Source organism: Mycolicibacterium aurum (assembly GCF_900637195.1).
Classification (GTDB): Bacteria; Actinomycetota; Actinomycetes; order Mycobacteriales; family Mycobacteriaceae; genus Mycobacterium; species Mycobacterium aurum.
In genome coordinates this window covers 4396022-4421496 of record NZ_LR134356.1, presented here as the reverse complement: position 1 = coordinate 4421496, position 25475 = coordinate 4396022, and the positions used below count along the sequence as shown (strand labels likewise).

The window sequence follows — 25475 nt, the reverse complement described above, 5'->3', positions numbered from 1 at the left end:
TCATCGGGCCTGCCTCCTCTTCGCGCGAGCGCTCATGGGCCGCACACCCGGATCCAGTGCGTCCCGCAATCCATCACCGACGAGGTTGGCGCAGAACACGATCAGCACCAGCACCCCGGCGGGGAACAGGAACACCCACGAGAAGGTGGTCACCGAGCGGGTGCCGTCGGCGATCAGTGTTCCCAAGGACACGTCGGGTGGCTGCACGCCGAAACCCAGGAAACTGAGGCTGGTTTCGGCCAGGACGGCCAGGCCGACGTTCAGTGCGGTGTCGATGATCAGGATGGACGCCACGTTGGGCAGGATGTGGCGGACGATGATGCGTCGATTGCTGACGCCCATATACCTTGCGGCCGTCACGAATTCACGCTCTTTGAGGCTCATCGTCATCCCGCGCACGATGCGCGCGCTGATCATCCAGCTGAAGGCGGCCAGCAGCAGGATGAGCCACAGGATGGTGCCGGATTCCCGGGTTCTGGGGGTGACGATCGCGATCAGCAGGAAGCTGGGCACCACCAGGAGAAGGTCGACCACCCACATCAGGGCGGTGCTGCGCCAGGCGCCGAAGTATCCCGCGATCGCGCCGACGGTCGCGGCGATCAGCGTGGACAGGAACGCCACGCATACACCGATGAGCAGCGATTTCTGCATGCCCCTCAGGGTCTGCGCCAGGATGTCCTGACCCAGCGCGTTGGTACCGAACCAGTGCGTCGTCGTCGGCGGCTGCTGCAGGGCGTAATAGTCCAACTCCGTGTGGGAGAAGGGCAGCAGCGGCGGCAGCGCGTAGCAACTGATGAACAGGGCCGCCAGCACCACCAGCGAGATCACCGCAGGCCGGTTGCGCACGAATCGTCGCCACACCAGCGTGCGGCGGGACACGAACCGATGCTCGGTCGGCAATTCGGTGACAGGCTCGTCGGTCACGTCACCCGCACCCTCGGATCCAGCGTCGCATAGAGCACATCGGACAGCAGCCCGGCCAGCAGCACCGTCGCGCCGGTGAACACGGTGATCGCGACGATGATGTTGGTGTCCTGGGTGGTGATGCCCTGCACGAACCACTCGCCGATACCGTGCCACCCGAAGATCTTCTCGACGAACACCGCACCGGTGAACAGCCCGCCCACGCCGTAGGCGAACAGAGTGGCCATCGGGATCAGCGCGGTGCGCAGGCCGTGCTTGAACAGCGCCTGCCGCCGCGTCAGCCCCTTGGCGCGGGCGGTGCGGATGAAGTCCTGACCCAGCACATCGAGCATCGCGTTGCGCTGATAGCGGCTGAAGCCGGCGATCGCACCCAGCGCCAGGGTGAGGGTCGGCAGCACCAGGTGCTGCAGCCGGTCGATGAACTGACTCCACGCCCCGCCGACGGCGTCGGACGACGTCTCTCCGGTGTATTCGAACACCTGCATCCCCAGGATCGAGTTCCCGCGCAGCGCGGCGAGGATCAGCAGGTTGGCGATCACGAAGGTCGGTGTGCTCAGGATCAGCAGCGCCAGCGTCGTGATGACCCGGTCGGACATCCGGTATTGGCGGACCGCGCCCCACGCGCCGGCCACCACGCCGAGGAAGGTGCCGACGATCGATCCGATGATCACCAGCCGCAGGCTGACCCCGATGCGCCGCCACAGCTCATCGGTGACCGGCTGGCCGCCCACGGTGGTACCGAAGTCACCGCGAACCGCGCCCGCGACCCAGTCGCCGTAACGGACCGGGATCGGCTTGTCGAGGTTGAGCTCGGCGGCTTTGGCGTCGATGACGCTCTGCGCCGGGCGCGGATTGCGCTCCAACAGGCTGTCGAGGGGCTCGAACATCACCGAGGTCAGTGCGAATGTGAGAAAGGACGCCAGCCCGAGTAGGACCACATAGTTCAGCAGCCGACGCGCGAGGAACCGGGTCATCCGGTGCTTCCGCCGTGGGACTGCATGCGCTCAGGTTAGGAGATATGTGGTGGTACAGCCGACCGACAGGCCTGAACGGGGCCGGCCGATGGCCGACAGCCCGGTGCTCAGCGGGGTGTGACCAGCGGGTCGAGCACCTGGGTGACCTTGGGCAGGGGTTCCCCGGCCGTCTGTTCGCCCTGGATCATCACGCTGTCGTCGACGGCGGCTGCCGAGCCCTGGCCCTGCGCGAGTGCCCAGCTCTGCACGAATCCGTCGGGGCTGCGCACGGTGAGCGAATGCGGTGTGACGGCGGTGACGACACCCGTCTGGCTCAGCACCGTGACGAAGCCACCGGATCCGTCGTCGACGACGACCTGTCCGTGCACCGGCGGGCCGGCGTGACCCCGGGTGCCGAGACCGGTCCCCGCCGCTGACGCCGCGGGCGGCAGCCCGCCGCCTGGACCCGGCCCGTGTTGCCCGGGGGGTCCGATGAACTGCGGCGACGACTGGCCGGTCGCCGCGTAGATCACGGCGCCGCCCAGGACGGCGATGGCCGCCGCGATGCCCAGTGCCAGCAGGGTCGCCCGGGTGCCCCACGCACGTGGCTGCGCCGCGGGGCTGCCCCCTTCTGTGTCGTCACCTGTGCGGTGTTCGGTCGCCATGGGCCCACCTTGGCGCGTGTGTATGTGTGTCGGCTGTGGGTGCGCTCTGCGCCCGATGAGTCTGCGGTTCACAGCTCGCACATAGGGAAGTCATAGTCGGCGCCTAGTGCGCCGACGGATACTGGACGCATGGCCCACCCGCACAGCGCCCAGAGCTCCGTGGCGATTGCCGGTTCCGGCGCCTCCGGCGACGGTGATCCCGCCCGGGTCGTGATGCGCCGGGCCGACGGCGGCCCGATCCACGTGCTCGTCGTCGATGACGAGGCGGTGCTGGCCGAACTGGTGTCGATGGCGCTGCGCTACGAAGGCTGGGAGATCTCGACCGCCGGGGATGGCGCGACGGCCATCGCGCTGGCGAAGCAGACCCCGCCCGACGTGGTCGTGCTCGATGTGATGCTGCCGGATATGAGCGGGCTGGAGGTGCTGCGCAAGCTGCGCGAGCAGATCCCCGGGCTTCCGCTGCTGCTGCTCACCGCGAAAGACTCGGTGGAGGACCGTATCGCCGGTCTGACCGCGGGTGGCGACGACTACGTGACCAAGCCGTTCAGCATCGAGGAGGTGGTGCTGAGGTTGCGGGCGCTGCTGCGGCGCACAGGTGTCAGTACCGAGAGCGGCGGGGCCAAGATCGTCGTCGGCGACCTCGTCCTGGACGAAGACAGCCACGAGGTGACCCGCGCCGGTGAGCTGATCTCGCTGACAGCAACAGAATTCGAGCTGCTGCGGTTCATGATGCGCAATGCCAAGCGCGTGCTGAGCAAGGCGCAGATCCTCGACCGGGTGTGGAGTTACGACTTCGGTGGCCGATCGAACATCGTCGAGCTGTACGTGTCCTATCTGAGGAAGAAGATCGACAGCGGGCGGGAACCGATGATCCACACGCTGCGCGGCGCCGGGTATGTCCTCAAGCCCGCGCGCTGACCGCACCCGGCTTGCCGCTGTGCTGTCGCCGCGCGGGTGGTCGCTGCGCTCTCGGCTGATCGTCACCCAGGTGCTCCTGCTGGCCGCGGTGTGCGCGGGCATCGGTATCGCGACCGAGTTTGCGCTGCAACGCTTTCTGATACGCCAACTCGACGAGCAAGTGATCGAGGCCGGACGGCGGTCGTCGATGATCTTCGAGTTCGGGCCACCCCCGCCGCCGGGGATGCCGCCGCCTCCCGGGATGCCGCTCCCACCGGGGCTGCCGCCCCCGCCGGGATATGATCGCCGCGCCGACGACGGCCCGGGGCCGTCGTTCCTGAACGCGCCGGGCCAGGCCATCCACACCGTCGGCGCAGTGGTCGCCGACGGGCAGACGCAGGCGGCCGCGGTCATCAACGCCGACGGTTCCCGCACCGAAGTCTCCTCCGGGGCAGCGCAACAACTCGCCGCGGTGGCCGTCGGCGAGCGACCTGAAACGGTGGATCTCGACGGCCTGGGACGCTATCGCGTGGTTGCCTTCGCGGCCCACATTCCCGGTGAGGCGGTGGTTGCCGGCCTGCCGACCGCCGATGTCGACGACACGCTGGTGTGGGTGGCTGTGCTCTTCGCGGGGGTCGCGGCCGTCGCGCTGGTCGGTGCGGGCACGGCGGGTGTGATCATCGTCCGCCGTCAACTGGCCCCACTGGCAAGGGTTTCCGGGGCAGCCCAGCAGGTGGCGGACCTGGAACTGGATCGGGGAGAGGTACGACTGCCCACACCGATCGTCAAGGTCGACCCCGCGGCCGCGCACACCGAGGTCGGTCAGCTCGGTGGCGCGCTGAACCGGATGCTCGACCGCATCGCCGGGGCGCTGTCGGCGCGGCACGCCAGCGAAACCCGGGTGCGGCAGTTCGTCGCAGATGCCAGCCACGAGTTGCGCACCCCGTTGGCCGCCATCCGCGGCTATACCGAACTGGCGCAACGCAAAAGGTCACAGCTTCCCGACGACGTCGCACATGCGATGAATCGCGTCGAGTCGGAGACCGAGCGCATGACCCAGCTCGTCGAGGACATGCTGCTGCTCGCCCGCCTCGATACCGGCCGACCACTGCAACGCGACAGCGTCGACGTCACGCGGCTCATCGTCGACGCCGTCAGCGACGCGCACATCGCCGGACCCGACTACACGTGGGAACTCGACCTCCCTGACGAACCCGTCGCGGTCACCGGGGACGAGGCTCGGCTGCATCAGGTGCTGGCGAATCTGCTGGCCAACGCCCGCACGCACACTCCGCCCGGCACCGTCGTCACGACGTCACTGGCCGTCGGCGACACCGGCGACGTGGTGCTGACGGTTCTCGACGACGGTCCGGGAATCCCGTCCTGGCTGCAACCCGAGGTCTTCGAGCGGTTCGCCCGCGGCGACTCGTCGCGGGCCCGGCGCGGCGGCAGCAGCACCGGCCTCGGCCTGGCCATCGTCGCTGCCGTCGTCCGTGCGCACCACGGGACCATCGAGGTGCACAGCAGGCCCGGCAGGACCGAGTTCGTCGTCCGCCTACCCGGCGATTCACAGCGCAGCCACAGCTCGGACCAATCAGACGCCTAGCGGGGTCACCGAAGATCGTTAGGTGAGCTTGCTGATCTCGGACGAGCGGACCGCAGCGACGCCTGCCGCGGTGGTGCCACGCCCGGCGAGTCGGTGGTGGCACCGCGCCGCCCTGGTGGCGCTGCTCGTGGCGACCGGCGCGCTGTACCTGTGGAATCTCGGCGCGAGCGGGTGGGCCAACGCGTACTACTCCGCAGCCGTGCAGGCCGGCTCGCAGAACTGGACGGCGATGCTGTTCGGTTCCAGCGATGCCGCCAACGCGATCACGGTCGACAAGCCGCCCGCGGCGCTGTGGGTGATGGACATCTCGGCGCGGCTGTTCGGATTCAACCCGTGGAGCGTGCTCGTGCCTCAGGCGCTCATGGGGGTGGCCGCCGTCGGGGTGCTCTATGCCGCGGTGCGGCGGGTGTGCGGGCCCGGCGCCGGCCTCATCGCCGGAGCGGTACTCGCCGCGATGCCGGTGGCGGCGCTGATGTTCCGGTTCAACAACCCGGATGCGCTGCTGGTGCTGCTGCTCGTCGTCGCCGCCTACTGCACCCTGCGGGCGTGTGAAGAGAACGCCAGCCGGTGGTGGCTCGTCGCGGCGGGTGCCGCGGTCGGCCTCGGCTTCCTGGCCAAGATGCTGCAGGCGCTGCTGGTCCTGCCTGCGCTGGCAGCCACGTATCTCGTTGCGGGGCAACGGACGTTATCCCGTCGCGTCGTCGACAGCCTGGTCGCGGCCGGGACCGTCGTGGTGTCCGCAGGGTGGTACGTGCTGCTCGCCGAGCTGTGGCCGGAGAGCTCGCGGCCCTACATCGGCGGCTCGCAGCACAACAGCATCGTCGAGCTTACGTTGGGCTACAACGGTTTCGGCCGACTGACCGGTAACGAGCCGGGCGGTCTGGGCAACCTCAACCACGACGTGGGCTGGGGTCGCCTGTTCGCCCCGACTATGGGGTCCGATATCGCGTGGCTGCTGCCGGCCGCGGTCATCTGCATCGCGGGCGGGCTGGTCCTCACCCGGCGCAGGCCCCGCACCGATCCCGTTCGCGCTGCCCTGATTCTCTGGGGCGGCTGGCTCGTCGTCACCGCGGTGGTGTTCAGTTACATGAACGGCATCGTCCACCCGTACTACACGGTGGCCCTCGCGCCGGCCATCGCGGCCGGAATCGCCATCGGCGCAACGTTGTTGTGGCGGCAACGTCACGACCTTCGCGCCGCGACCTGTCTGGCCGGTGCGGTCCTCGTCACCGTGGTCCTGGCAGCGGTGCTGCTGTCGCGATACAGCGACTGGATGCCGTGGCTGCGGGCGGCGGTCGCCGTCGGGGGAGTGGGCGCCGCAGTCCTGCTGATCGTGGTGGGCCGGCTGAGTCGGGGTGCCACCCGCTTTGTCGCCGGTCTGGCCGTGGTGTCCTGTCTGGCCGCCCCGGTCGCGTTCTCGGTCGCCACGGCGGCGTCACCGCACACCGGCGCCCTTCCGTCGGTCGGGCCGTCTCGCGGAGGCCCAGGGGGCTTCGGCGGCGGAACCGGTGGCCGCTTCGACGGCGGCGGGTTGCTGAGCTCGCCCACCCCGCATCCCGATCTGATCCGGCTGCTGTCCACGAACGCTGACCAATTCACCTGGGCAGCAGCAGTTGTCGGCTCCAACAACGCGGCAGGCTACCAGCTCGCCACCGGGGCGCCGGTGATGGCCATCGGCGGGTTCAATGGCACCGACCCCGCGCCGACGCTCCCCGAGTTCATCGACATGGTTGACGCCGGACAGATCCACTACTTCATCCTCGGTCCCACGATGATGATGGGCCACCAGAACGGCAGCGGCGCCCAGGAGTCGGCTGCGATCCGGGAGTGGGTCGAGGCGCGGTACCCCGAGATCACCGTCGATGGCACAGCCGTCTACGACCTGACCCAGTCGCCCGTCATCTCACAGCAGGCGCATAGCTCGGCCCCACGATGAGCACACACGCCGACACCAGCATGGAAGGCATGACAGACATCGCTCTCGAGCCCGAGACCCCCAGCGCGGAACGCCGTTTCGGATCCCGGCCGCACGCTGCACTGACCGCGCGTGAATCAGGAACGCCGGTGCTCGACGTCGTCGTGCCCGTCTACAACGAGCAGGCTGCGCTCGCGGCGTCGATTCACCGGCTTCACCGCTATCTGCAGGTGGCGGTCCCGTTTCCGGCCCGGATCACCATCGCCGACAACGCCAGCATCGACGACACGCCGCGCATTGCGGCCGAGCTCGCCGCCGAACTGGACGATGTCAGGGTGGTCCGGCTCGAGGAGAAGGGGCGGGGACGTGCCCTGCACCGGGTGTGGTCGGAGTCCGACGCCGCGGTGCTGGTCTACATGGACGTCGACCTGTCGACCGATCTCGCCGCGATCGGCCCGCTGGTCGCGCCGCTGATCTCCGGCCATTCCGACCTCGCGATCGGCACCAGGCTGGCACGGGGCGCGCGTGTCACGCGTGGCCCCAAGCGGGAGATCATCTCGCGGTGCTACAACCTGATTCTCAAATCGACTCTGTCCGCTCATTTTTCCGACGCCCAGTGCGGATTCAAGGCGATCCGCGCCGACGTCGCGGCCCGCCTGCTGCCGCACGTCGAGGACACCGGATGGTTCTTCGACACCGAATTGCTCGTGCTCGCCGAGCGCAGCGGACTGCGCATCCACGAGGTCCCCGTGGACTGGGTGGACGATCCGGACAGCCGGGTCGACATCATCGCCACCGCGACCGCTGATCTGTTGGGCATCGGCCGGCTCATGCGTGGTCTCGCCACCGGAGCGATTCCGGTCAACACCATCGCCGCTCAGTTGGGCAATTCGCGGGAGGCGGCCGCACCCCGGTCGCTGCTGCGTCAGGTGGTCCGTTTCGGTGCCGTCGGGGTGACGTCGACCGTCGCCTACATCCTGCTGTTCATTCTTCTGCAGGGGTGGGCCGGCGCGCAGCTGGCCAACCTGATCGCGCTTCTGATCACCGCGATCGGCAACACCGCGGCAAACCGGCGATTCACGTTCGGTGTCGGCGGCCGCCCACAGCTGGCCCGGCACCACGTCGAGGGTCTGATCGTGTTCGGCGTCGCGCTGACCATCACCAGCGGCGCTCTCGGCATACTGCACGCCACCACCCAATCCCCGCATCACATGGTCGAACTCGCCGTTCTCGTCGCGGCCAACCTGCTCGCCACGGCAGTGCGATTCGTCCTGCTTCGCGGCTGGGTGTTCCATCCCCGTCGCACGACCACCAAAGGAAACCCACGATGACCACCGTCGTCGTCAACGCGGCCCACAACGCCGGCGCAGACTCCGAGCCCGTTCGGTCCGACCGCCCCCGCTGGGTGCTGCCCGCGCTGGTCGCGCTGCTGGCCGCGACCGCTGCGCTCTATCTGATCGGTCTGGGGTCCTCGGGTTGGGCCAACCAGTACTACGCCGCAGCCGCACAGGCCGGTACACAGGACTGGAAGGCGTGGCTGTTCGGATCGCTAGACGCGGGGAATGCGATCACCGTTGACAAACCCCCTGCGGCACTGTGGCTGATGGCGTTGTCGGGTCGGCTGTTCGGCTTCACCCCGTTCACGATGCTGCTACCCCAGGCGTTGATGGGGGTCGGTTCGGTGGCGGTGTTGTTTGCCGCGGTGCGCCGGATCAGTGGGCCGGCTGCCGGCCTCATCGCCGGCCTGGCGCTGGCTGTGACGCCGGTGGCCGCATCGATGTTCCGGTACAACAACCCCGATGCACTTCTGGTGCTGCTGCTCGTGGTGGCCGCGTACCTGATGGTGCGCGCCATCCAGACCGGTGGTACCCGATGGCTCGTCCTGGTGGGCGTGGTGCTCGGCTTCGCGTTCCTGACGAAGATGCTGCAAGCGTTTTTGGTGATGCCCGGGCTGGCGCTGGCCTTCCTGGTCGCCGCGCCGGTGGGCCTCTGGCAGCGGGTGGGCAAGCTGGTGATCGGCGCGGTCACGATGGTCGTGACGGCGGGCTCATTCCTGGCGATGGTCAGCCTGTGGCCCGCGGATTCCCGGCCCTACATCGGCGGCTCGACCGACAACAGCCTGCTGCAGCTTGCGTTGGGTTACAACGGACTACAACGGATGACCGGTGGCGGCGGCATGCCCGGCGGCGGATTCGGAGGCCCGGGCGGTCCGGACGGGCCGGGCGGGCCCGGCGGAGCCGCTGCCCCGGCGGGCGCGCACCTGTTCTTCGGTGGCGACCCGGGGATCACCCGGCTGTTCGGCGCGTCCATGGGTGCCGAGGCGTCGTGGCTGCTGCCTGCCGCGTTGATCGGGCTCGTCGCAGGCCTCTGGCTCACCCGGCGGACCGCGCGCACCGCGGGTGTGCGGGCCGGTCTGCTGCTGTGGGGCGGTTGGCTGCTGGTCACCGGCGCCGTCTTCAGCTTCATGGACGGCACCATCCATCCGTACTACACCGTGGCGCTGGCCCCCGCGATCGCGGCTCTGGTCGGCATCACCGTGGTCGAACTGTGGCGTGGCAGGCAGGTCTTCGCGTCGCGCGTCGTCCTTGCCCTCATGTCCGCGGCCACCGGTGTGTGGACATTCGTCCTGCTCGATCGCACCCCGGACTGGCAGCCGTGGCTGCGATGGGTGGTGCTGGTCGGCTCGATCGCGGTGGCGGCGATTATCGCGGTGGGTGTGCACCGCCTCGGGCGTCTCACCGCAGTGGTGGTGGCAGCCGGGATCCTGTTCGCCGGGGCGGGATCGGCCGCGTACGCGATCGAGACGGCGATGCACGCGGCCAGTGGGCCCGGGGCGATGTCGGGGCCGGTGTCACCCGGCGGGTCCGGCGGCCCAGGCGGTCCCGGCGGTCCCGGGGCGCCTGGCGGTCCCGGCGCATCGGTGTCGGACAATTCCGAACTCCAGGAGCTCGTCAAGGCTGCCGACAACCGTTGGGCGGCAGCCGGTATCGGTTCGATGACGACCGCCGACCTCGAGCTCCAGACGGGTGCCTCGGTGATGGCGATCGGCGGCTTCACGGGCGGCGACAACTCGCCCACGCTGGCGCAGTTCCAGGGCTACGTGGCCGACGGTCAGGTCAGGTACTTCATCGCCGGGGGCCACCGCGGTCCCGGCGGCGACACAGGCTCGGCCGCCGAGATCACCGCGTGGGTGGCGCACAACTTCACCGCGATGGATGTGGGCGGCACCACGGTCTACGACCTGCAGGCGTGATGCCGCGCGACGCGCAGTTCCGGTCTTCGATCTGGGTGATCCAGACTGGTGACTGGAGCCGTCCGGGCTGTTAGCTTCGCGCCCATGACGGTCACCGACGAGTACCTCAAGAACAACCAGGAATACGCCAAGACGTTTCAGGGGCCACTGCCGCTGCCGCCCAGCAAGCACGTGGCAGTGGTGGCATGCATGGACGCCCGACTCGACGTCTACCGGGTGCTCGGGTTGAAGGACGGGGAGGCGCACGTCATCCGCAACGCGGGCGGTGTCGTCACCGACGACGAGATCCGGTCGCTGGCGATCAGTCAGCGGTTGCTCGGCACCAGGGAGATCATCCTCATCCACCACACCGACTGCGGCATGCTCACCTTCACCGACGACGATTTCAAGCGGGCGATCCAGGACGAGACGGGCCTGAAGCCCGAATGGGCGGCCGAGGCCTTCCCGGATGTGGAGGAGGACGTGCGGCAGTCACTGCGCCGCATCGAGGCCAGCCCGTTCGTCACGAAGCACGAGTCGCTGCGGGGGTTCGTCTTCGACGTCGCGACCGGCGCGCTCGCCGAGGTCACGGTGTAGAACACCCCCCCCGACCTGCCGGCACGCGAAATGCGCAGACCGGCCTCTGCCCGTTGACAGCGCGGACGGTCCTGCGGCACAATTTCCGGTTATGCCCATAATTATGGTCAAACCTACCAACTTAGCGGGGAATCGATGACCGCGACCGAAGAGCTCACGCAGAACGCCGGGCGATACGAACTAAGTCACCTGCGCTCGCTGGAGGCCGAGGCGATCCACATCATCCGCGAGGTCGCCGCCGAGTTCGAGAAGCCGGTGCTGCTGTTCTCCGGCGGTAAGGACTCGATCGTGATGCTGCACCTGGCCATCAAGGCGTTCCGCCCCGGCCGGCTGCCGTTCCCGGTGATGCACGTCGACACCGGGCACAACTTCGACGAGGTACTGCAGGTCCGCGACGAGATGGTCGCCGAGCACGGCGTCCGTCTGGTGGTGGCCAAGGTTCAGGACGACATCGACGCGGGCCGGGTGGTCGAGACCATCCCGTCGCGAAATCCGATGCAGACGTTCACATTGTTGCGGGCGATCCGGGAGAACAAATTCGACGCCGCGTTCGGCGGGGCCCGGCGCGACGAGGAGAAGGCGCGCGCCAAGGAGCGGGTGTTCAGCTTCCGTGACGAGTTCGGTCAGTGGGATCCCAAGGCGCAGCGTCCCGAGCTGTGGAATCTGTACAACGGGCGGCACCACAAGGGCGAGCACATCCGCGCGTTCCCCATCTCCAACTGGACCGAGTTCGACATCTGGTCCTACATCGGCGCCGAGAAGATCGTGCTGCCGTCGATCTACTATGCGCACCAGCGCAAGGTGTTCGAGCGCGACGGGATGCTGCTCGCGGTGCACAAGTACCTGCAGCCCCGCAAGGACGAGCCGATCATCGAGAAGACCGTGCGGTTCCGCACCGTCGGCGACGTCACGTGCACCGGCTGCGTGGAATCCACTGCTGCAACGGTGTCGGAAGTGATCGCCGAGACGGCCATTTCACGGCTCACCGAGCGGGGAGCGACCCGTGCCGACGACCGAATCTCCGAAGCGGGGATGGAAGACCGCAAGCGCGAAGGATATTTCTGATGGCAACGTTGCTTCGCATCGCGACCGCGGGCTCGGTCGACGACGGCAAGTCCACCCTGATCGGGCGGCTGCTCTTTGACTCCAAGGCCGTCATGGAGGACCAGCTCGCCGCTGTCGAGCGGACCTCCAAGGAACGCGGACACGACTACACCGACCTGGCTCTGGTCACCGACGGCCTGCGGGCCGAGCGTGAGCAGGGCATCACGATCGACGTCGCCTACCGCTACTTCGCCACGGCCAAGCGGAAATTCATCATCGCCGACACGCCAGGGCACATCCAGTACACCCGCAATATGGTCACCGGCACCTCGACCGCGCAGTTGGCGATCGTGCTGGTCGACGCCCGCCACGGCCTGCTCGAGCAGTCCCGCAGGCACGCGTTCCTCGCCTCGCTGCTCGGCATTCAGCACATCGTCCTCGCGGTCAACAAGATGGACCTGATCGACTGGGACAGAGAACAGTTCGAGAAGATCCGTGACGACTTCCATGATTTCGCGGCCCGACTGGACGTCCACGACGTGACGACCATTCCGCTGTCGGCGCTCACAGGCGACAACGTCGTCACCAAATCCGACAAGACCCCGTGGTACGAAGGGCCGCCGCTGCTGGCGCACCTCGAAGAGGTCTACGTCGCGGGCGACCGCAACCTGACCGACGTGCGGTTCCCCGTTCAGTACGTGATCCGTCCGCAGAGCCTTGAGCATCACGACCACCGCAGCTATGCCGGTACGGTGGCCGGCGGCGTGATGAAGGTGGGCGACGACGTCGTCGTGCTGCCCAGCGGGCTGTCGTCGCGCGTCGCGGCGATCGAGGGCCCCAGCGGCCCGGTGCAGGAGGCCTTCCCGCCGATGGCGGTATCGGTCAGCCTGGCCGACGACATCGACATCTCCCGCGGCGACATGATCGCGCGTCCCAACAATCGGCCCAGGGTGGCACAGGAATTCGACGCCACCGTCTGCTGGATGGCCGACGGCGCATCGCTGGAGCCGGGCCGCGACTACCTGATCAAGCACACCACCCGCACGACGCGGGCGAAGGTGACGGGCCTGGATTACCGGCTCGACGTCAACACTCTGCACCGTGACAAGGAAGCGACGGCACTCAAACTCAATGAACTGGGCCGCATCTCGCTGCGCACCCAGGTGCCCCTGCTGCTCGATGAATACAGCCGCAACACGGCGACGGGATCGTTCATCCTGATCGACCCGAACACCAACGGCACGGTCGGCGCGGGCATGATCCTGCCGCAGGTCTCGACCCGCACCTCAAGCCCGAACACGGTGCGCCACGAGTCGCTGTGCACGGCCGACGACCGGCTGAGCACAGGTCGGATGATCTGGTTCACCGGTCTCTCCGGCTCGGGAAAGTCGTCGGTGGCGATGCTGGTCGAACAGAAGCTGCTCGAAAAGGGTGTTCCGGCTTACGTTCTCGACGGCGACAACCTGCGCCACGGCCTCAACGCCGACCTCGGCTTCTCGATGGCCGACCGGTCGGAGAACCTGCGCAGGCTCGCCCACGTGGCGTCGATCCTTGCCGACTCGGGTCAGGTGGTTCTGGTCCCAGCCATCAGCCCGCTGGCCGAGCACCGCGAGTTGGCGCGCAAGGTCGCCGCCGATGCCGGTGTCGAGTTCATGGAGGTGTTCTGTGACACCCCGCTGGAGGACTGTGAACGCCGGGACCCGAAGGGCCTGTACGCCAAGGCCAGGGCCGGGGAGATCACGCACTTCACCGGGATCGACAGCCCGTATCAGCGGCCCAAGAATCCGGATGTGCAGTTGACCCCGGACCGGACACCGGATGAGCACGCCGACGCCGTGATCGCCCTGTTGGAAAGCCGGGAGAAGTAGCCATGGGCGACCACGAGCTGGCGGCGCGGCTGGCCACCGAGGCGGGCGCGCTGCTGCTCGACGTCCGCGCCGAGCTGGCCGATGCCAGCGCCGAGGAGCGAAAAGCCGCGGGGGACAAACGCTCCCACGACTTTCTGCTGGCTGCGCTGACCGCCGAGCGGCCCGACGATGCCGTGCTGTCGGAGGAAGGTGTCGACGATCCGGTGCGGCTGTCCGCCGCGCGGGTGTGGATCGTCGACCCTCTCGACGGGACCCGCGAATTCTCCGAGCTGGGCCGGACGGACTGGGCCGTGCACGTCGCCCTCTGGGAATCCGGTGACCTGATCGCCGGCGCGGTTGCGCTCCCCGCGCAGGGCGTCACGCTGGCCACGCCGACCGTCATCGCGCCGCCGGCCGCGCCCGAGGCCCCCCGCATCGTCGTGTCCCGCACCCGGCCACCCGCCATCGCGCTGGCAGTCAAGGATGCACTGAACGGCACCCTCGTCGAGATGGGTTCGGCCGGCGCGAAGGTCGCGTCCGTCGTGCAGGGTCTGTCCGATGCCTACGTGCATGCGGGCGGACAGTACGAATGGGATTCCGCTGCTCCGGTGGCCGTGGCGCGGGCAGCCGGCCTGTTCACGTCGCGGATCGACGGGTCACCGCTGGTCTACAACCAGCGTGATTCCAAGCTGCCCGACCTGATCGTGTGCCGCCCTGAACTCGCCGACGCCGTGCTGGCGGTGACCGCGGGCTGACGGGCCGGCGCAGTAGGCTGCGACGATGTCTGATCCCAACACCCTGCGGGCGCTGTCCGGCCTCCCGCTCGCCCCGGTGAGTCTCGCGGACTCGGTGCTCGTCCTGATCGACTGCCAGAACACCTACACCCGCGGCGTGATGGAGCTCGAGAACGTGCAGGCCGCGCTGGAGGAAGCCGCTCTGCTGCTGGACCGTGCACGGACGGCCGGCATCCCGGTCATCCACATCCAGCACGACGGCGGCGCCGGTTCACCGTACGACCTCTCCGACGACATCGGGGCGATCGTCCCGCTCGTCGCCCCGCGGGACAGTGAACCGGTGGTGGTCAAGCAGTACCCGAACTCGTTCGTGCAGACCGACCTCGACGCTCAGCTCAAGGCCCTGGAAGCGACGAACCTCGTCCTGGCCGGGTTCATGACGCACATGTGCGTGAACTCGACGGCACGCGGCGCCTTCAACCTGGGGTATGCGCCGACGGTGGTCGCGTCGGCGACGGCGACGCGGGCGCTTCCTGGTCTCGGAAGTGAGCCAGTACCAGCGGCGTCGCTGCAAGCCGCTAGCCTCGCGGCCCTCTCAGACCTGTTTGCGGTCGTGGTACCGGACGGTGCATCGATACCCGATTAGGCCAGCTCACCCCGTCGTCACCCCGGCGTGTGAGCGATCCAATGTCAGGCGCGTTTGGAAGACTGCCATCGTGGATCGCAAGCAAGTGCCCGCTGACAATGTGTGGTTTTCGGGGCCGGTCGACATCGACACGGCCGTCGGTGCTGTGGCCGAGTACTTCGCCGAGCACGACCCGGACGGATACCCGCGCCGCGCGTTGATCGTTCACAACAAATCCGAGGTGTCCTACTACGGTGGCCCTGTGCTCGCTGACTACGCCTCGAACGGTAACATCGGCAGCACTCGCGGACGTGGGGGTGAACCGGGCGGGCCGGTGCTCGTGCTCGAAACCGATCTGAAGATGCTCGAACTTGGCATAAAGCTCGCAGACGGCAGGATCCTCGGAGTTACCGAGCACATCCCGGGGACTCTGGCGGGATGGGCTGCGGCGACGGGTGCACTTGATCTGATGACCGGCGAGCGGGACCGAGGCGTGCCCGGAGATCACCACGAAATCCTGATGGACCTCAAGCGCGAAGGGAACAACGGCTACCCCACGCTGAAGAAGAGCAGCGCATACGCGACGATGACCAAGGTCCACATCGGGAAGCTGAAGGAACGCGGTTACGACGCAGCATTCGTCGCGGGCTACCTTGTCGCGTCGGGCATCTTTGCGAGTTCTGCCGAAAACCTGAAGAAGATCTACGGCTAGGCCACACGGAGCGTCGACCCGGGGCAGGCGGACACCGCTGAGATAATTGGCGTCGTGGAACGGCGATACCAAGTATTCCTTAGCTCGACATACCGCGATCTCGAGAAAGAGCGCCAAGAGGTTATCCAGGCGTTGCTGGAGCTCGATTGCATTCCCGCAGGTATGGAGCTTTTTCCCGCAGTCAGCTATGACCAATGGACGCTCATTAAGGAAGTAATTGATCTCAGCGACTACTACGTGGTCGTGCTAGGCGGCAAGTACGGGTCGGTCACCGAAGAAGGTATTAGCTATACAGAGAAGGAATTCGACTATGCCGTTGCCCGCGACATGCAGATCCTCGGGTTCGTCCCCGACGATCCGAATAAGTTGACGAAGGACAAGATTGAACTTGATCCGGCCGTCCGCAAGAAGCTCGACGCCTTCCAACAGAAGGTCATGGCGCGGCCGATCAAGAAGTATCGAGGGCCGGACGACCTGGGGGCGGTGGTGTCTCGCGCCCTTAACACCGCAATCCGCAAACATCCGCAAGAGGGTTGGGTCCGCGCGCGGTTTGCCATGACCTCGGACGTAGAGAAAGAGATTGCAGAACTGCGAGAGCAATTAGCCGAAGCCGAGGTGGCCCGGCTGAAATCCGGTAAGACCACGGATGAAGACACTAGCGTCTTCAAACAAGGTGAGTCACCGCTGAAACTTGGGTTTCACGTCGTATCCAACAACTACGGCAATAAGACTGACATCAAGTTGGAGTCGTTGCTTACGTGGGACGAAGTGCTTCGTGAGATCGGTCCAAAAATGATCGACGAAGCGACCGAACAAGAGCTCCAGGAGCGGCTCGCACTGCACCTCTTATTTAGGGCTGACTGGGACGAGGCGTCAGAGCAGCATCGCGATGAAGTCAAAGTTATCCCAAACTCTAAACCGTTGATCTTCATCGATGAGTGGGAGCGGGTTATCGTTCAGTTGCGCGCAATCGGTCTGATTGATAAGGGCCAGAAGCGGAGGCAAGTGCGTGACTCCAATACCTACTTTCGGCTGACCGATAAAGGAGACCGACATCTAGTGCGTCTGTTGGCCGAGCGTAATGACCAGGAGACGCTTTTCAGCACCTAGCCTGGCATCTGAAACATCCTGACGACGTTGCTCTGTCGGGCTACCGGTTCGGGCAGGGCGTTCGCAGTGTCGTCATCCGGCATGTAGTCGGCGTACACAGTCATAGTGATCATGTAGTTGCTGTGTCCCAACCACTTTGAAACCTGCATGAAGTGCACACCGGCTGTCAGCTGTAAAACCGAAAAAGTGTGTCGGGTATCGTGCAGCCGGAATCCATTGCTAGCCGGTTTGATTGAGCCGTCCGCTTCAATCTTCCGCGCACGGGCTACGGGCAGCCCGACGGCGTCCTGCGCGTCACGCATCGTTCGGCGGGCGAAAGTGCTGAGCTCAACCGGCTCTGACCAGTCGAACACAACGCCCGCTCTCTGACCTTTGCGGCGGGCACCGCCTTGCAGGCGGTTCGGAAACAGCGGCGCGGTCGGCTCATCAACGCGCGGATGCTCCGCCAGGTAGTCGGATATGCGTGCCGCTAGCCACGATGGAAGAGGGACGCTGCGAACAGATTTCGTCGACTTCGGGGTGTCGACGCGCAACGCCCCTTTTCGGCGAGTCTTCGTGCGCTCGACGCGCACGGAGCCACGAACGCCCGTCGCGGTGTGGGTCAATCGCAGGTCTCGAATCTCTAACCCCTGCAGTTCGCCCCGACGCAAACCGGTGTAGCAGAGGAACAGGATCAGCAACCCGTAGTGCGGATGCGAGAACTGGCTGACCTTCTCCGCGAGTGCGGCGATCTGCGGTGCAGTGATCGGGTGAGGCTTGAACGTTCTTCTTGAGCCGGTGCCCCTCGCGCGATCTACGGCATCGGCGGGGCTTGCGGCGATCGCTCCTGCGCGGGCTGCGTAGTGAAATACGGCGGAGAACGGCCACCACACGTTACGCACGGAACCGGGCTTCATCCGTCCCGCTAGGTCTGCGCGGAACTCTTCGCAATCGACGAGTGTTATCGCACCGATCGCGCGATGTCCGAACTTGTCCAGGACGTAGCGACTAAGGATCTGTTCGTAGTTGTCGAGCGTCCCGATCTTGAGATTATCTTCGGCGTGACGAGTGCGTTGCGACGCCAGCCACCCGGCGGTGTACTCGGCATAGGTGCGGCTCGCCGCGCGCTTTGCGTCCGCCAGGGAGGAAGTGCCCCCGACGGTATGCTTCGCTGCATTGAGTTCGTCCGCGCGCGCTTCGGCGTCCTTGCGGGTTGTGTAGCTTTCCTGTCGGGTCCAGGTCTTGCCGGTGATCGGCAATCCGCTTTCGTCTCTCGCAGGCTCCCGCCAAACGACTTCGTAGCGTTTCACTGGCTTGCCATTGCGGCGCTGCTTCGTCTCGTGTGCTCGGATGTAAGCCATCGTCAGTTCCCCTCTTGCCGTGTCGATCTAGTGGACGTCGGCCCATGTCCTCCGTTGGACGATCGCGCTGATAGTCGGCCCCGAAACGCCGAAGCGCCGGGCAATGTCTTTCTGCGTCTCGCCGTTCGCGTGCCGTCGGCGGATCTCACGAACCTGTCGCTCGTCGAGTTTCGAACCTCGCTTCGGTGGATCGGCCGTTCGCTTCGGCTTCCGGTCGCAGATTCGGACATGTGCCTCGATCACCGCCGCGTCGAGATACAGACTCGGCATCGCACCCCCGAAGCCGCAACCGCATTCGTAGACGATGCCGCGACGAGCGTCGTAATCGATCGTGACGCTCATCGGCGCGCCTGTCGCAGTGGCACCGTGCGCGGTTCCGGGAGTCGTTGAGCGACGATCTCGGCGTTGCGCGGAAAGTCGATCGCTGCCCGCTCCGCCAGGGCGGTGTCTCTTCGATGCCGCAGATAAGCACCGTGGGCGACGACAGCTCCGGCGACGAGAGGCCAGCCAACGAGTGGATACACCGCGAGCACGGCGATGATGAATACCGCGAACGGCACGGCACCGAACACAATGACGAAGGCCGTCGGCCAGTTGATCCGGTTCATGCGCTGGCCTTTTCTGCTTTGTATCGTTTGAGGATTCGACCAACGGTTGCACCGCACCACTTGCCGCCGCGCTTCGTCAGGTGGCCCTGCTCTGTGAGCGCGTCAGCGATCGCGTGTGTCGAGTGGCCTTGCTCGGCGAGTGCCAGCATGGCCCGTAGCGCCTTCTGTTCGGCCGGTACGGGCACGAGCTTGCCGTTCTGCGAGCGGTAGCCGTACGGCAGTGCACCGTGCGCGTAGCCGCCGCGTGCAGCCTTGGCCTTACGCGCAGCCGAAAGGCGATCGGAAATCATTTCGCGGTCATACTCGGAAACTGCACCGAGGATCGTGCGAATGAGCTTGCGCGAAGGGTCTTTCGATTTACCGGTGAGTAGTTCATTCTCGCTGTCGCGTGCCGACAACACGACGCCGCCGAGCTCGGTGAGATTGCGCAAGAGAAGCTCTTGAATCATCACATCGCGGGCTAGCCGATCGATCCGGGCGACCACGATGGCTGTTGCGCGTTTAGTCTTCACGAGGGCTGCAGCTGCCCGCCAGCCGTCGCGGCTTGCGAGTTCCGAAGTTCCCGAAATCGTGTCCGCCTGCCACGACACGACGCGATGCCCACCAGTCTTGGCCCATTGCCGGATCGCGGCACGTTGAACGTCCGGTCCGAACGCTTCCTGTTGTCGCGAGGTACTGCACCTCACGTAGGCGACAACCTGCACGCTTTCCCCCTTCGAAACCCGCTGACCTGCAGCGGAGCTGTATCTAGGAATAAAGCTACTCCAAAGGTATGCCTTTGGAAACGGCGAATTCGCCTGCCAAACAACAAGTTCCAAAGCTTTCCTACCAGGTGTTATTTGGGGCACGGCCTACTCCCGACGTCGTCTGACCGTCCACACGCCTGCGGCTCGGTTCGCTCTTGCGGCTTCCTCGAGCGCAGCTTCGCCGGTAATCGACCCTGAGCGCTCGTATACCGGTTCGGGGCTCCCCGGTGGCCGCCACGAGCCTTCTGGTCCGCGAGCGTTGCGATCAGCTCGTGTCTCGGCGGTCTCTTCGTCGAACTCGACGTCCAGGATTTCGGGTGCGCTCGGTTCCGGGGCCGGTGTGACGGGTAGGCCGTTCGCCCGCTCGTAATCCGCCAGGCTGCCTGAAACGCTCGTGAAGCTGGCGAGGATCTGCTCGTAGGGCTTCAGGCTGTGTTCGACTTCGACGGCGGTCTTACCCGTGATCCCGATGCGGTCCAGCGCGTCACGGATGGCCGCGAGGCGGGTCGCCTCACTTTCGGCAGACGTCGCGAGAGCCAGCAGAGCGGCAGCGAGGCTGTCTGCGTGCTCGTCGAGTCGCTGCTTCGCCTTCCGCTTCGCCGCAGGTGCCCGGCCGCCGTGAGTTCCACACACGCGCTGAAAGGCCAGAGAGACTTTGTTGCAGCGATCGCCCGTCCGGCTGCTGTGTGCCGTGCACCGTCGCGCCTTCACGTTCGGCGTGCGAGTGGCCCACCACTGCTCACTGAGCCTCTTCATGTGTGTGGCTTTCGATGGGCGTTTAGCCCTCTGACCTGCGGAGTTGCTTGAAGTCGTGTCAATTGCTCTGCGGGACAACGTATCTCACCTTTCGTGGGTTTGAGTGTTCGGAAAACGTGCATCAACGAGACGGTGCGAAGGATCGGATGAGCGAGCGTCTGTAACCCCTATAGGGATAGGACGGTTTACAGACGCCCTTTTCGGCGTCGTCTGTAGGGCTCGTCTGCAACGCAAAAGACGTGCTCTACCTGCACGTTTTCGTCGGTAACAGGCACCGTTTGCAGACGCTTTACAGACGCTCGGGGTCGTCTGTAGGTTTACAGACGCCTCTGAGCTGTGTGTTTGTCGGGACGTCGTCTGTAAACGGTGCGTCATGTGAGCCACCACCGCGCCGGGATGGCACCGCCCCCGGAGCCTCCGCCTTTGCCTTTTTCGTAACGCAGCACGCCTTGCATCACGAGGGTCTTCAGGTGATGCCGTAGACGCCCGGACGCCGCGGGGAAGTTGTCCGTCTGCCCGTGCACCGCGAACACGGCGTCGCCGATCGTGAAACCGTCCTCGCCGCGATCGACCGCAAGATCGACGATGAGGTCTTTCGGATCGAAGGTCGCCGATACTCCGGTGCCGTGCTCGCGAGAAATGAACACCGGGCGCATCGGCTCGCGGATCGGCTTCAGTTGACTGACTTCAACGGTCTTCGCACCCGGCTCAGCCCACAGCAGAAGCACTGAACCATGCCCGGCGGTGATCCACGTGCTTCCGTAGACATCGGACAGGCGTGCGGGTTTCGCGTCGTCGCCTTTGCCGCCCTTGCGTGGGTGATGGTTCGACACGACTTCGGTTCCGCTGGCGATGATCCGTTGCACCGCGTCGTTGAAGCCCATGCCGTGTTCGTCGCTGAGTAGCCCGCTGCAGGCGTCTTTGACGGAGTCGATACACAGTATGCCGGGATCGCGGCCATGTAGCGCAACCCATTTCGCGAACGCATCGGGTGCCTGATCCATCTTGAAATGCAGGTGCCCTTTCCAGAATCGCAGTTTCCGTTTCAGCTTGCGGCGGTCCCGGGGACCTAGGTCGTCGACCATGCGTTGCATCGACGCCGCAATCTGCATCGGCCGGTCAAGGGCGAGGTAGAAGATTGGCCGGTCGTCGGGTTCGACGGGGTAGCCGTGCAGTTCCGGATCACGCAGTCCAGCGCGGGCGAGGATGAGTTGTTGTATGTCGGTGGTTTTGCCGACGCCCTGTGGACCGAAGAGCAATAGCGGTTGTTGTTCACCCCAGAGGATCTCGTCGCCCTTGCCCCACAATGCGCGGGCGTTGTCGGCTTCGTCGATGAAGGCGAGTCCGTCTTTGAGTTGTTCGTCGGCTCCGAGGTTGAGCAGCGATAGCGCGTTCTCTTCGTTGTAACGTCGCCACGCTTCAGCGTTGTTTGCGATATCGGCGATGCTCTTGGTGACGGTTCCTTCATCGAACTCCACGGGCACTCTTCACCGCTGTCGCGCGCGGACGCATCGGCTGCATCGGACGCAACGGCGCGGACACTCCGCGACGGGGACGACCGGCCGTGCAGGTGCATTCGGTCGAAATGAACTCAAGTCCGATGGCGGCATGCGTGTCGGCTTCGCCTTTGAGCTTGCGGAGCGCTTCGAGCTTGCTGCGGTGGATCTCTGCAATAGCGGTGCCACGTGCACGTTTTCGCCGTGCGAGAACCTCGGCAAGCCAACTATTTTCGACTTCATCGGTAGCAGCCGGCCATCCGGGGTGTCCCTCGGTGGCGTTGCTGAGCAAGCTCCAATGTGCACCTGTGATCTTGTCGTGGCTGCTCGGTTCGTCGGCAATGCGCTGCAACCACTCGTCAGCGTCGCGACGCATCCGAATGCACGGTTCCGCATCGTGACCTGGCAGGCGCTCGCGTGCCCATCGCATGATCGCGTTGTCGGTCGAGTCGACGTCGATCTCGACGCCCTCGTCGATCTGCCCGTCATTCGTGAGGAAGTCAATCCACCGCAACGGCAATTCTGGGAATGCTCGCGCGTCTGGAATTTCATGAACGGAATGCACGCCGTCGGGTCGCTGTCCCGGCGGGTACCAGCGATACCGCATACCGCGCGGGTGCACCGAGGGCCACACGACCGCGTAGCGATAGCCCGGGGAGATGACGTCGACGTCCGGAGCCGCCTTCCCCCGCCACAATAGCCCCGCAGGCGCACGAAAGAATCTGATACCGGAGCATCGGTCTGAGCGTGCCGAGCTCACCCATGTACGAGGCAGTCGGCCGTACTCGGCTTCCAGCGCCCGCAGCTGCGCGCCGCCCCGCTTGGAGTCATAGTGATCGCAGTCGACCCCGATCACGTCGTATGCGCCGACTGTCGGCATGCGGAGGGCGATGTTCCCCCGGCTGCGCGTCGCACGCCACTTCTCGATCTGCTGTGCGTCCGGGTACGGCTTGCCGCGTCCCGTGAAGCCCGTAGGAGGGTGCTCCTTCTTGCGTCTTGGTAGTGGCAGCGGACCAGTCCAACCGCGCCGGAGATAGGCGCTCGCGGCGCTATATGGCCGGTTCTCGTGCTGTTCAGTGGATACAATCATTTTCGGTCTCGCGTTTCTGTTCGCTGCGGATGTGCGGGCCTTCGGCGCGGCCGGACGGTGAACCCCTCGTTTCCGTCCGGCCGTCTCGCTTCACCCGTCAGCGACGTATCGCGCGTTGCGGTCACTCGATTCGGCCATTCGCGCTCGGTCGCGGTTGCGGCTCTCACTGAGAGCCTTGCAGTCGTCGCAGCATCGCCAGACGAAAATCAGCCGCTTACGGTCGATGTGAGCAAGCGCGAACCCGGTCGCGTCGAATCCACCTGCCTTGCGGCACCTATATGCGCGTGCATCAGTGGGCATCTCGCAGGGCAGCGGCGCACCGCGATGTCTGAGTCCGACACCGTCGAGAATCTGTCGAAGCGTGTAGCCGGGTGAGATCAGGTGAACCTCACCCGGCCACAATGCCAAGACCACACTGACGCTCACGGGCGACCAGGGGTCAAGAGGATCGGGTGCCGACTCCGGAGTTCCTCCGGTTGCAAGGTGAAGACTTCGCGGCGCGGTGACGACGTCGAGAGGCCCTCTGTCACTGGAGCTGTCGAGGTAGGCATCGTAATCGACGAGCGCGCGGCGAATGCTTGAGCCGAAGTACAGATCACCCATAAGCACAACAGATTCCGGCGAGTCGTGAATCCACTCCGCGAGTTGTCGAAGGGCTACGTTGCGGCCTTGCTGGTCCTGATCGACCAGCGCTTTCGCGCGGGTACGGTTGCCGGAGTCTTCATAGGTCAGATACCCCGCGTCGGTCATTGCACGGAGGGCGGCGTTTGGAGGTGTGAGTTCATCGCTCATGCCGAGACCGCTCTCTCTCCAGCGACTCTGCGATTCGATAAGAGCCAATTATCGACGTCCCGGGGTGAAAAACACCGCCTTCCAGAAATCAGGCTGTAGGGCAATTTGCCCGATTCGGCGGCTCGTTTCACGAGCTGCTTGGTGATTGTCACGTTGCGAACATCGGCCGCGTACGTCACGACGGCAGCGCCCATCACGAGCGACGGGTAGTAGCCCGGATCGTCGGGGTTGACCCCCGGTAGCTGCCAGGGCTCCATGTCTCGACTCATCTCAGATCCCTTTCCTGTTGTGCTGCAACCAGTCCGAACCGGTCCGGTCGCCCTAGAACGACGAAAGCGCCGGAAGCACCCGCACGAACATGCGGATAACTTCAGGCGCTCAAGGGCGTCGGGATCGGGTTTCCGATCCCGTTCGAAAGCTAGCACAGCGACCCGCAATGAGCCCGAGATATACCGGCACGAATTCTCTATGACCTGCCGCTGATCGCCCCGAGCGCATAAGCGGGGCCCTACAAGATATGTGGAGTAGCCTTTTCGGAACACCTCGCGATCTGCGAGATCCACTAAATAACAACCTGTTTGGAGTTCCTATGATGGAGACCACCACAACCCACTGGCTCGATCTGATCATCACGAACGGCATATCCGGGGCTGAGCAGCCCTACCTGGCGCCCGGCATACAAGACAGCTCGACCGTCGCGCGGATCTCGGAAACTGCGGACAACGTGAACCTTTCAATTCTTTGGGAAGAGTTTCGAGAGATTGCGCGCCTGTGGAACGAGCATCGGCTCGCACTGTCCGATCTTGTGTCGTTCAGAACTACATCCGTCGCTGACGCTGTCCCGCAACGTGTTACCTCTGATTCGTTCGAACCGGCGACCGAATTCGGCATCCCGAAGTCCATGTCACAAGACGGATTATTGCTTGTGGGATATGATTTCGACTTCCACGACCTCCGGAGCGCGTTCACCTGGCGCTTCCTGGCCGAGAGTTCCGCTGATCAAGTCCGGCAGTATTTCAACCGCGCGCTTGAGAGCGATGCAAAGCTGCAGAGCGGCCTGATCTTCGGCCGCCTTCTGGACCCCACCGAGGGCCTGAACAGTGAAGGCATCAAGACGTACGGCCTCTTCAATGGAACCGACAACATCACTCCACCCTCATACTTCGGAAAATCGTTTCCTTCCAACCATTCTCACTACCTTGTCTCGCAGGCGAATGTCATCGACAGTGCGGATCTCGAAGACTCCTACCGGTTGATCCGCGAGCACGGATACGGTGTACAGGCAGGAAGCCAGCTACTCGTCTTCGCGAACGTCGGGGAAAGTGAAGCAATCCAAACTTTCCGCGCGGGCGAGGAGTCCCGCGCCGGTGGCCCGAAGGCCCGCTGGTCCTACATCCCGAGTAGCAGCGCCCCGCCGAGGATTGAAATGGGAACGATTCTCGGGCAGGTCGCGCCGACGAACTTCGGCGGCCTAGAGGTTTCGGGGTCCTACGGACCGGGGTGGCTCGTCGAGTCGCCCTATGTACCGAGTGGTTACGTCATCACGGTGGCTAGCGGCGGAGCAGGCAGCTTGCTGAACCCTATCGGCATGCGGGAACACACAAAGGCTAGCCTGCAAGGCCTGCGTCCGATCGCCGGAAACTGGGCGTACCCGATAATCGATTCTTTCTGGACTCACGGAATCGGTTGTGGCACAAGGCATCGCGGCGCTGCAGTCGTCACGCAGGTCAAGGCTTCGGGCAGCTACGACATCCCGGTCGTACCACGATGAGAGAGGCGGAACGCG

Annotated in this window: 24 protein-coding genes and 1 pseudogene; 13 read left to right on the top strand and 12 right to left on the bottom strand. The window is 65.3% G+C overall.

What is annotated here, in order from left to right; all coding sequences use genetic code 11:
* The 3 genes from EL337_RS20695 to EL337_RS20685 all read right to left on the bottom strand — a co-directional run bounded on the left by EL337_RS20695 (position 1) and on the right by EL337_RS20685 (position 2542).
* Complete coding sequence (locus tag EL337_RS20695) at positions 1-924, bottom strand: oligopeptide ABC transporter permease OppC (protein WP_197724136.1); 924 nt, start codon at positions 922-924, stop codon at positions 1-3.
* Positions 921-1898: an oligopeptide ABC transporter permease OppB gene (locus EL337_RS20690; protein WP_048633369.1), complete on the bottom strand. Its 978-nt coding sequence runs from the start codon at positions 1896-1898 to the stop codon at positions 921-923. Before EL337_RS20690 ends, EL337_RS20695 begins: the two co-directional genes overlap by 4 nt.
* A 107-nt stretch (positions 1899-2005) precedes the next feature.
* Positions 2006-2542: a hypothetical protein gene (locus EL337_RS20685; RefSeq protein WP_048633368.1), complete on the bottom strand. Its 537-nt coding sequence runs from the start codon at positions 2540-2542 to the stop codon at positions 2006-2008.
* A 213-nt stretch (positions 2543-2755) separates the two neighbouring features.
* Here EL337_RS20685 and EL337_RS20680 point away from each other — a divergent pair, with 213 nt between their 5' ends.
* The 12 genes from EL337_RS20680 (at position 2756) to EL337_RS20625 (ending at position 16861) form a co-directional block, all read left to right on the top strand.
* Entirely contained in the window at positions 2756-3460 is a 705-nt protein-coding gene (locus EL337_RS20680) for a response regulator transcription factor (RefSeq protein WP_048633490.1), read from the top strand.
* Positions 3438-5045 (top strand): sensor histidine kinase, encoded by a 1608-nt coding sequence (locus tag EL337_RS20675; RefSeq protein ID WP_048633367.1) that lies wholly within the window; start codon positions 3438-3440, stop codon positions 5043-5045. Before EL337_RS20680 ends, EL337_RS20675 begins: the two co-directional genes overlap by 23 nt.
* 22 nt (positions 5046-5067) lie before the next feature.
* Positions 5068-6981 carry an ArnT family glycosyltransferase gene (locus EL337_RS20670; protein WP_053086843.1) on the top strand — a complete coding sequence of 638 codons (1914 nt, stop codon included), beginning with the start codon at positions 5068-5070 and terminating at the stop codon, positions 6979-6981.
* Between the two features lie 29 nt (positions 6982-7010).
* Positions 7011-8291: a bifunctional glycosyltransferase family 2/GtrA family protein gene (locus EL337_RS20665; RefSeq protein WP_109860154.1), complete on the top strand. Its 1281-nt coding sequence runs from the start codon at positions 7011-7013 to the stop codon at positions 8289-8291.
* The gene (locus EL337_RS20660; protein ID WP_048633366.1) at positions 8288-10213 is read left to right on the top strand and encodes a glycosyltransferase family 39 protein; all 1926 of its coding nucleotides are present in this window, start codon (positions 8288-8290) and stop codon (positions 10211-10213) included. The genes EL337_RS20665 and EL337_RS20660 overlap by 4 nt, the downstream gene beginning before the upstream one ends.
* Positions 10214-10297: 84 nt before the next feature.
* Positions 10298-10789, top strand: coding sequence for a beta-class carbonic anhydrase (locus EL337_RS20655; RefSeq protein WP_048633365.1), 492 nt, complete (start codon positions 10298-10300; stop codon positions 10787-10789).
* Positions 10790-10924: 135 nt separating this feature from the next.
* The gene (cysD, locus tag EL337_RS20650) at positions 10925-11854 is read left to right on the top strand and encodes a sulfate adenylyltransferase subunit CysD (RefSeq protein WP_048633364.1); all 930 of its coding nucleotides are present in this window, start codon (positions 10925-10927) and stop codon (positions 11852-11854) included.
* Positions 11854-13701 carry a sulfate adenylyltransferase subunit CysN gene (gene cysN / locus EL337_RS20645; protein WP_048633363.1) on the top strand — a complete coding sequence of 616 codons (1848 nt, stop codon included), beginning with the start codon at positions 11854-11856 and terminating at the stop codon, positions 13699-13701. The genes cysD and cysN overlap by 1 nt, the downstream gene beginning before the upstream one ends.
* 2 nt (positions 13702-13703) lie before the next feature.
* Positions 13704-14435 (top strand): 3'(2'),5'-bisphosphate nucleotidase CysQ, encoded by a 732-nt coding sequence (locus EL337_RS20640; protein WP_048633362.1) that lies wholly within the window; start codon positions 13704-13706, stop codon positions 14433-14435.
* A 25-nt stretch (positions 14436-14460) separates the two neighbouring features.
* Positions 14461-15060: a cysteine hydrolase family protein gene (locus EL337_RS20635; protein ID WP_048633361.1), complete on the top strand. Its 600-nt coding sequence runs from the start codon at positions 14461-14463 to the stop codon at positions 15058-15060.
* Between the two features lie 70 nt (positions 15061-15130).
* Positions 15131-15751: a hypothetical protein gene (locus tag EL337_RS20630; RefSeq protein WP_048633360.1), complete on the top strand. Its 621-nt coding sequence runs from the start codon at positions 15131-15133 to the stop codon at positions 15749-15751.
* Positions 15752-15805: 54 nt separating this feature from the next.
* Positions 15806-16861, top strand: a complete 1056-nt coding sequence (locus EL337_RS20625; protein ID WP_053086842.1) for a DUF4062 domain-containing protein — start codon at positions 15806-15808, stop codon at positions 16859-16861.
* Here the strand turns inward: EL337_RS20625 and EL337_RS20620 are convergent.
* From EL337_RS20620 to EL337_RS20585, 9 genes and pseudogenes are all read right to left on the bottom strand, one after another.
* Entirely contained in the window at positions 16858-18201 is a 1344-nt protein-coding gene (locus tag EL337_RS20620; protein ID WP_048633359.1) for a tyrosine-type recombinase/integrase, read from the bottom strand. The genes EL337_RS20625 and EL337_RS20620 overlap by 4 nt on opposite strands.
* A 27-nt stretch (positions 18202-18228) precedes the next feature.
* The gene (locus tag EL337_RS20615; protein WP_048633358.1) at positions 18229-18543 is read right to left on the bottom strand and encodes a helix-turn-helix domain-containing protein; all 315 of its coding nucleotides are present in this window, start codon (positions 18541-18543) and stop codon (positions 18229-18231) included.
* Positions 18540-18809, bottom strand: coding sequence for a hypothetical protein (locus EL337_RS20610; RefSeq protein ID WP_048633357.1), 270 nt, complete (start codon positions 18807-18809; stop codon positions 18540-18542). The genes EL337_RS20615 and EL337_RS20610 overlap by 4 nt, the downstream gene beginning before the upstream one ends.
* Entirely contained in the window at positions 18806-19513 is a 708-nt protein-coding gene (locus EL337_RS20605; RefSeq protein WP_170216925.1) for a recombinase family protein, read from the bottom strand. Before EL337_RS20605 ends, EL337_RS20610 begins: the two co-directional genes overlap by 4 nt.
* Before the next feature lie 147 nt (positions 19514-19660).
* Entirely contained in the window at positions 19661-20188 is a 528-nt protein-coding gene (locus tag EL337_RS20600) for a hypothetical protein (RefSeq protein ID WP_126316636.1), read from the bottom strand.
* Between the two features lie 494 nt (positions 20189-20682).
* Positions 20683-21789 (bottom strand): AAA family ATPase, encoded by a 1107-nt coding sequence (locus EL337_RS20595; RefSeq protein ID WP_048633354.1) that lies wholly within the window; start codon positions 21787-21789, stop codon positions 20683-20685.
* Positions 21776-22414: a hypothetical protein gene (locus EL337_RS29085; protein ID WP_232786835.1), complete on the bottom strand. Its 639-nt coding sequence runs from the start codon at positions 22412-22414 to the stop codon at positions 21776-21778. The genes EL337_RS20595 and EL337_RS29085 overlap by 14 nt, the downstream gene beginning before the upstream one ends.
* 12 nt (positions 22415-22426) lie before the next feature.
* A pseudogene (locus tag EL337_RS29300) lies at positions 22427-22897 on the bottom strand (bifunctional DNA primase/polymerase); the annotation flags it as partial.
* A 90-nt stretch (positions 22898-22987) separates the two neighbouring features.
* Entirely contained in the window at positions 22988-23689 is a 702-nt protein-coding gene (locus tag EL337_RS20585; protein ID WP_126316634.1) for a hypothetical protein, read from the bottom strand.
* Positions 23690-24278: 589 nt separating this feature from the next.
* Between EL337_RS20585 and EL337_RS20580 the strand changes: the two genes are divergently transcribed.
* Complete coding sequence (locus EL337_RS20580; protein WP_053086841.1) at positions 24279-25460, top strand: hypothetical protein; 1182 nt, start codon at positions 24279-24281, stop codon at positions 25458-25460.
* Positions 25461-25475: the final 15 nt, after the last annotated feature.

What these genes read in the sequence shown, in the direction of transcription:
- EL337_RS20690 (WP_048633369.1), bottom strand. Translation starts at nt 1,898, where the DNA reads ATGACCCGGTTCCTCGCGCGTCGGCTGCTGAACTATGTGGTCCTACTC.
- EL337_RS20685 (WP_048633368.1), bottom strand. Translation starts at nt 2,542, where the DNA reads ATGGCGACCGAACACCGCACAGGTGACGACACAGAAGGGGGCAGCCCC.
- EL337_RS20680 (WP_048633490.1), top strand. Translation starts at nt 2,756, where the DNA reads ATGCGCCGGGCCGACGGCGGCCCGATCCACGTGCTCGTCGTCGATGAC.
- EL337_RS20675 (WP_048633367.1), top strand. Translation starts at nt 3,438, where the DNA reads ATGTCCTCAAGCCCGCGCGCTGACCGCACCCGGCTTGCCGCTGTGCTG.
- EL337_RS20665 (WP_109860154.1), top strand. Translation starts at nt 7,011, where the DNA reads ATGACAGACATCGCTCTCGAGCCCGAGACCCCCAGCGCGGAACGCCGT.
- EL337_RS20660 (WP_048633366.1), top strand. Translation starts at nt 8,288, where the DNA reads ATGACCACCGTCGTCGTCAACGCGGCCCACAACGCCGGCGCAGACTCC.
- EL337_RS20655 (WP_048633365.1), top strand. Translation starts at nt 10,298, where the DNA reads ATGACGGTCACCGACGAGTACCTCAAGAACAACCAGGAATACGCCAAG.
- cysD (WP_048633364.1), top strand. Translation starts at nt 10,925, where the DNA reads ATGACCGCGACCGAAGAGCTCACGCAGAACGCCGGGCGATACGAACTA.
- cysN (WP_048633363.1), top strand. Translation starts at nt 11,854, where the DNA reads ATGGCAACGTTGCTTCGCATCGCGACCGCGGGCTCGGTCGACGACGGC.
- EL337_RS20640 (WP_048633362.1), top strand. Translation starts at nt 13,704, where the DNA reads ATGGGCGACCACGAGCTGGCGGCGCGGCTGGCCACCGAGGCGGGCGCG.
- EL337_RS20635 (WP_048633361.1), top strand. Translation starts at nt 14,461, where the DNA reads ATGTCTGATCCCAACACCCTGCGGGCGCTGTCCGGCCTCCCGCTCGCC.
- EL337_RS20620 (WP_048633359.1), bottom strand. Translation starts at nt 18,201, where the DNA reads ATGGCTTACATCCGAGCACACGAGACGAAGCAGCGCCGCAATGGCAAG.
- EL337_RS20615 (WP_048633358.1), bottom strand. Translation starts at nt 18,543, where the DNA reads ATGAGCGTCACGATCGATTACGACGCTCGTCGCGGCATCGTCTACGAA.
- EL337_RS20610 (WP_048633357.1), bottom strand. Translation starts at nt 18,809, where the DNA reads ATGAACCGGATCAACTGGCCGACGGCCTTCGTCATTGTGTTCGGTGCC.
- EL337_RS29085 (WP_232786835.1), bottom strand. Translation starts at nt 22,414, where the DNA reads ATGCGGTATCGCTGGTACCCGCCGGGACAGCGACCCGACGGCGTGCAT.
- EL337_RS20585 (WP_126316634.1), bottom strand. Translation starts at nt 23,689, where the DNA reads ATGAGCGATGAACTCACACCTCCAAACGCCGCCCTCCGTGCAATGACC.
- EL337_RS20580 (WP_053086841.1), top strand. Translation starts at nt 24,279, where the DNA reads ATGATGGAGACCACCACAACCCACTGGCTCGATCTGATCATCACGAAC.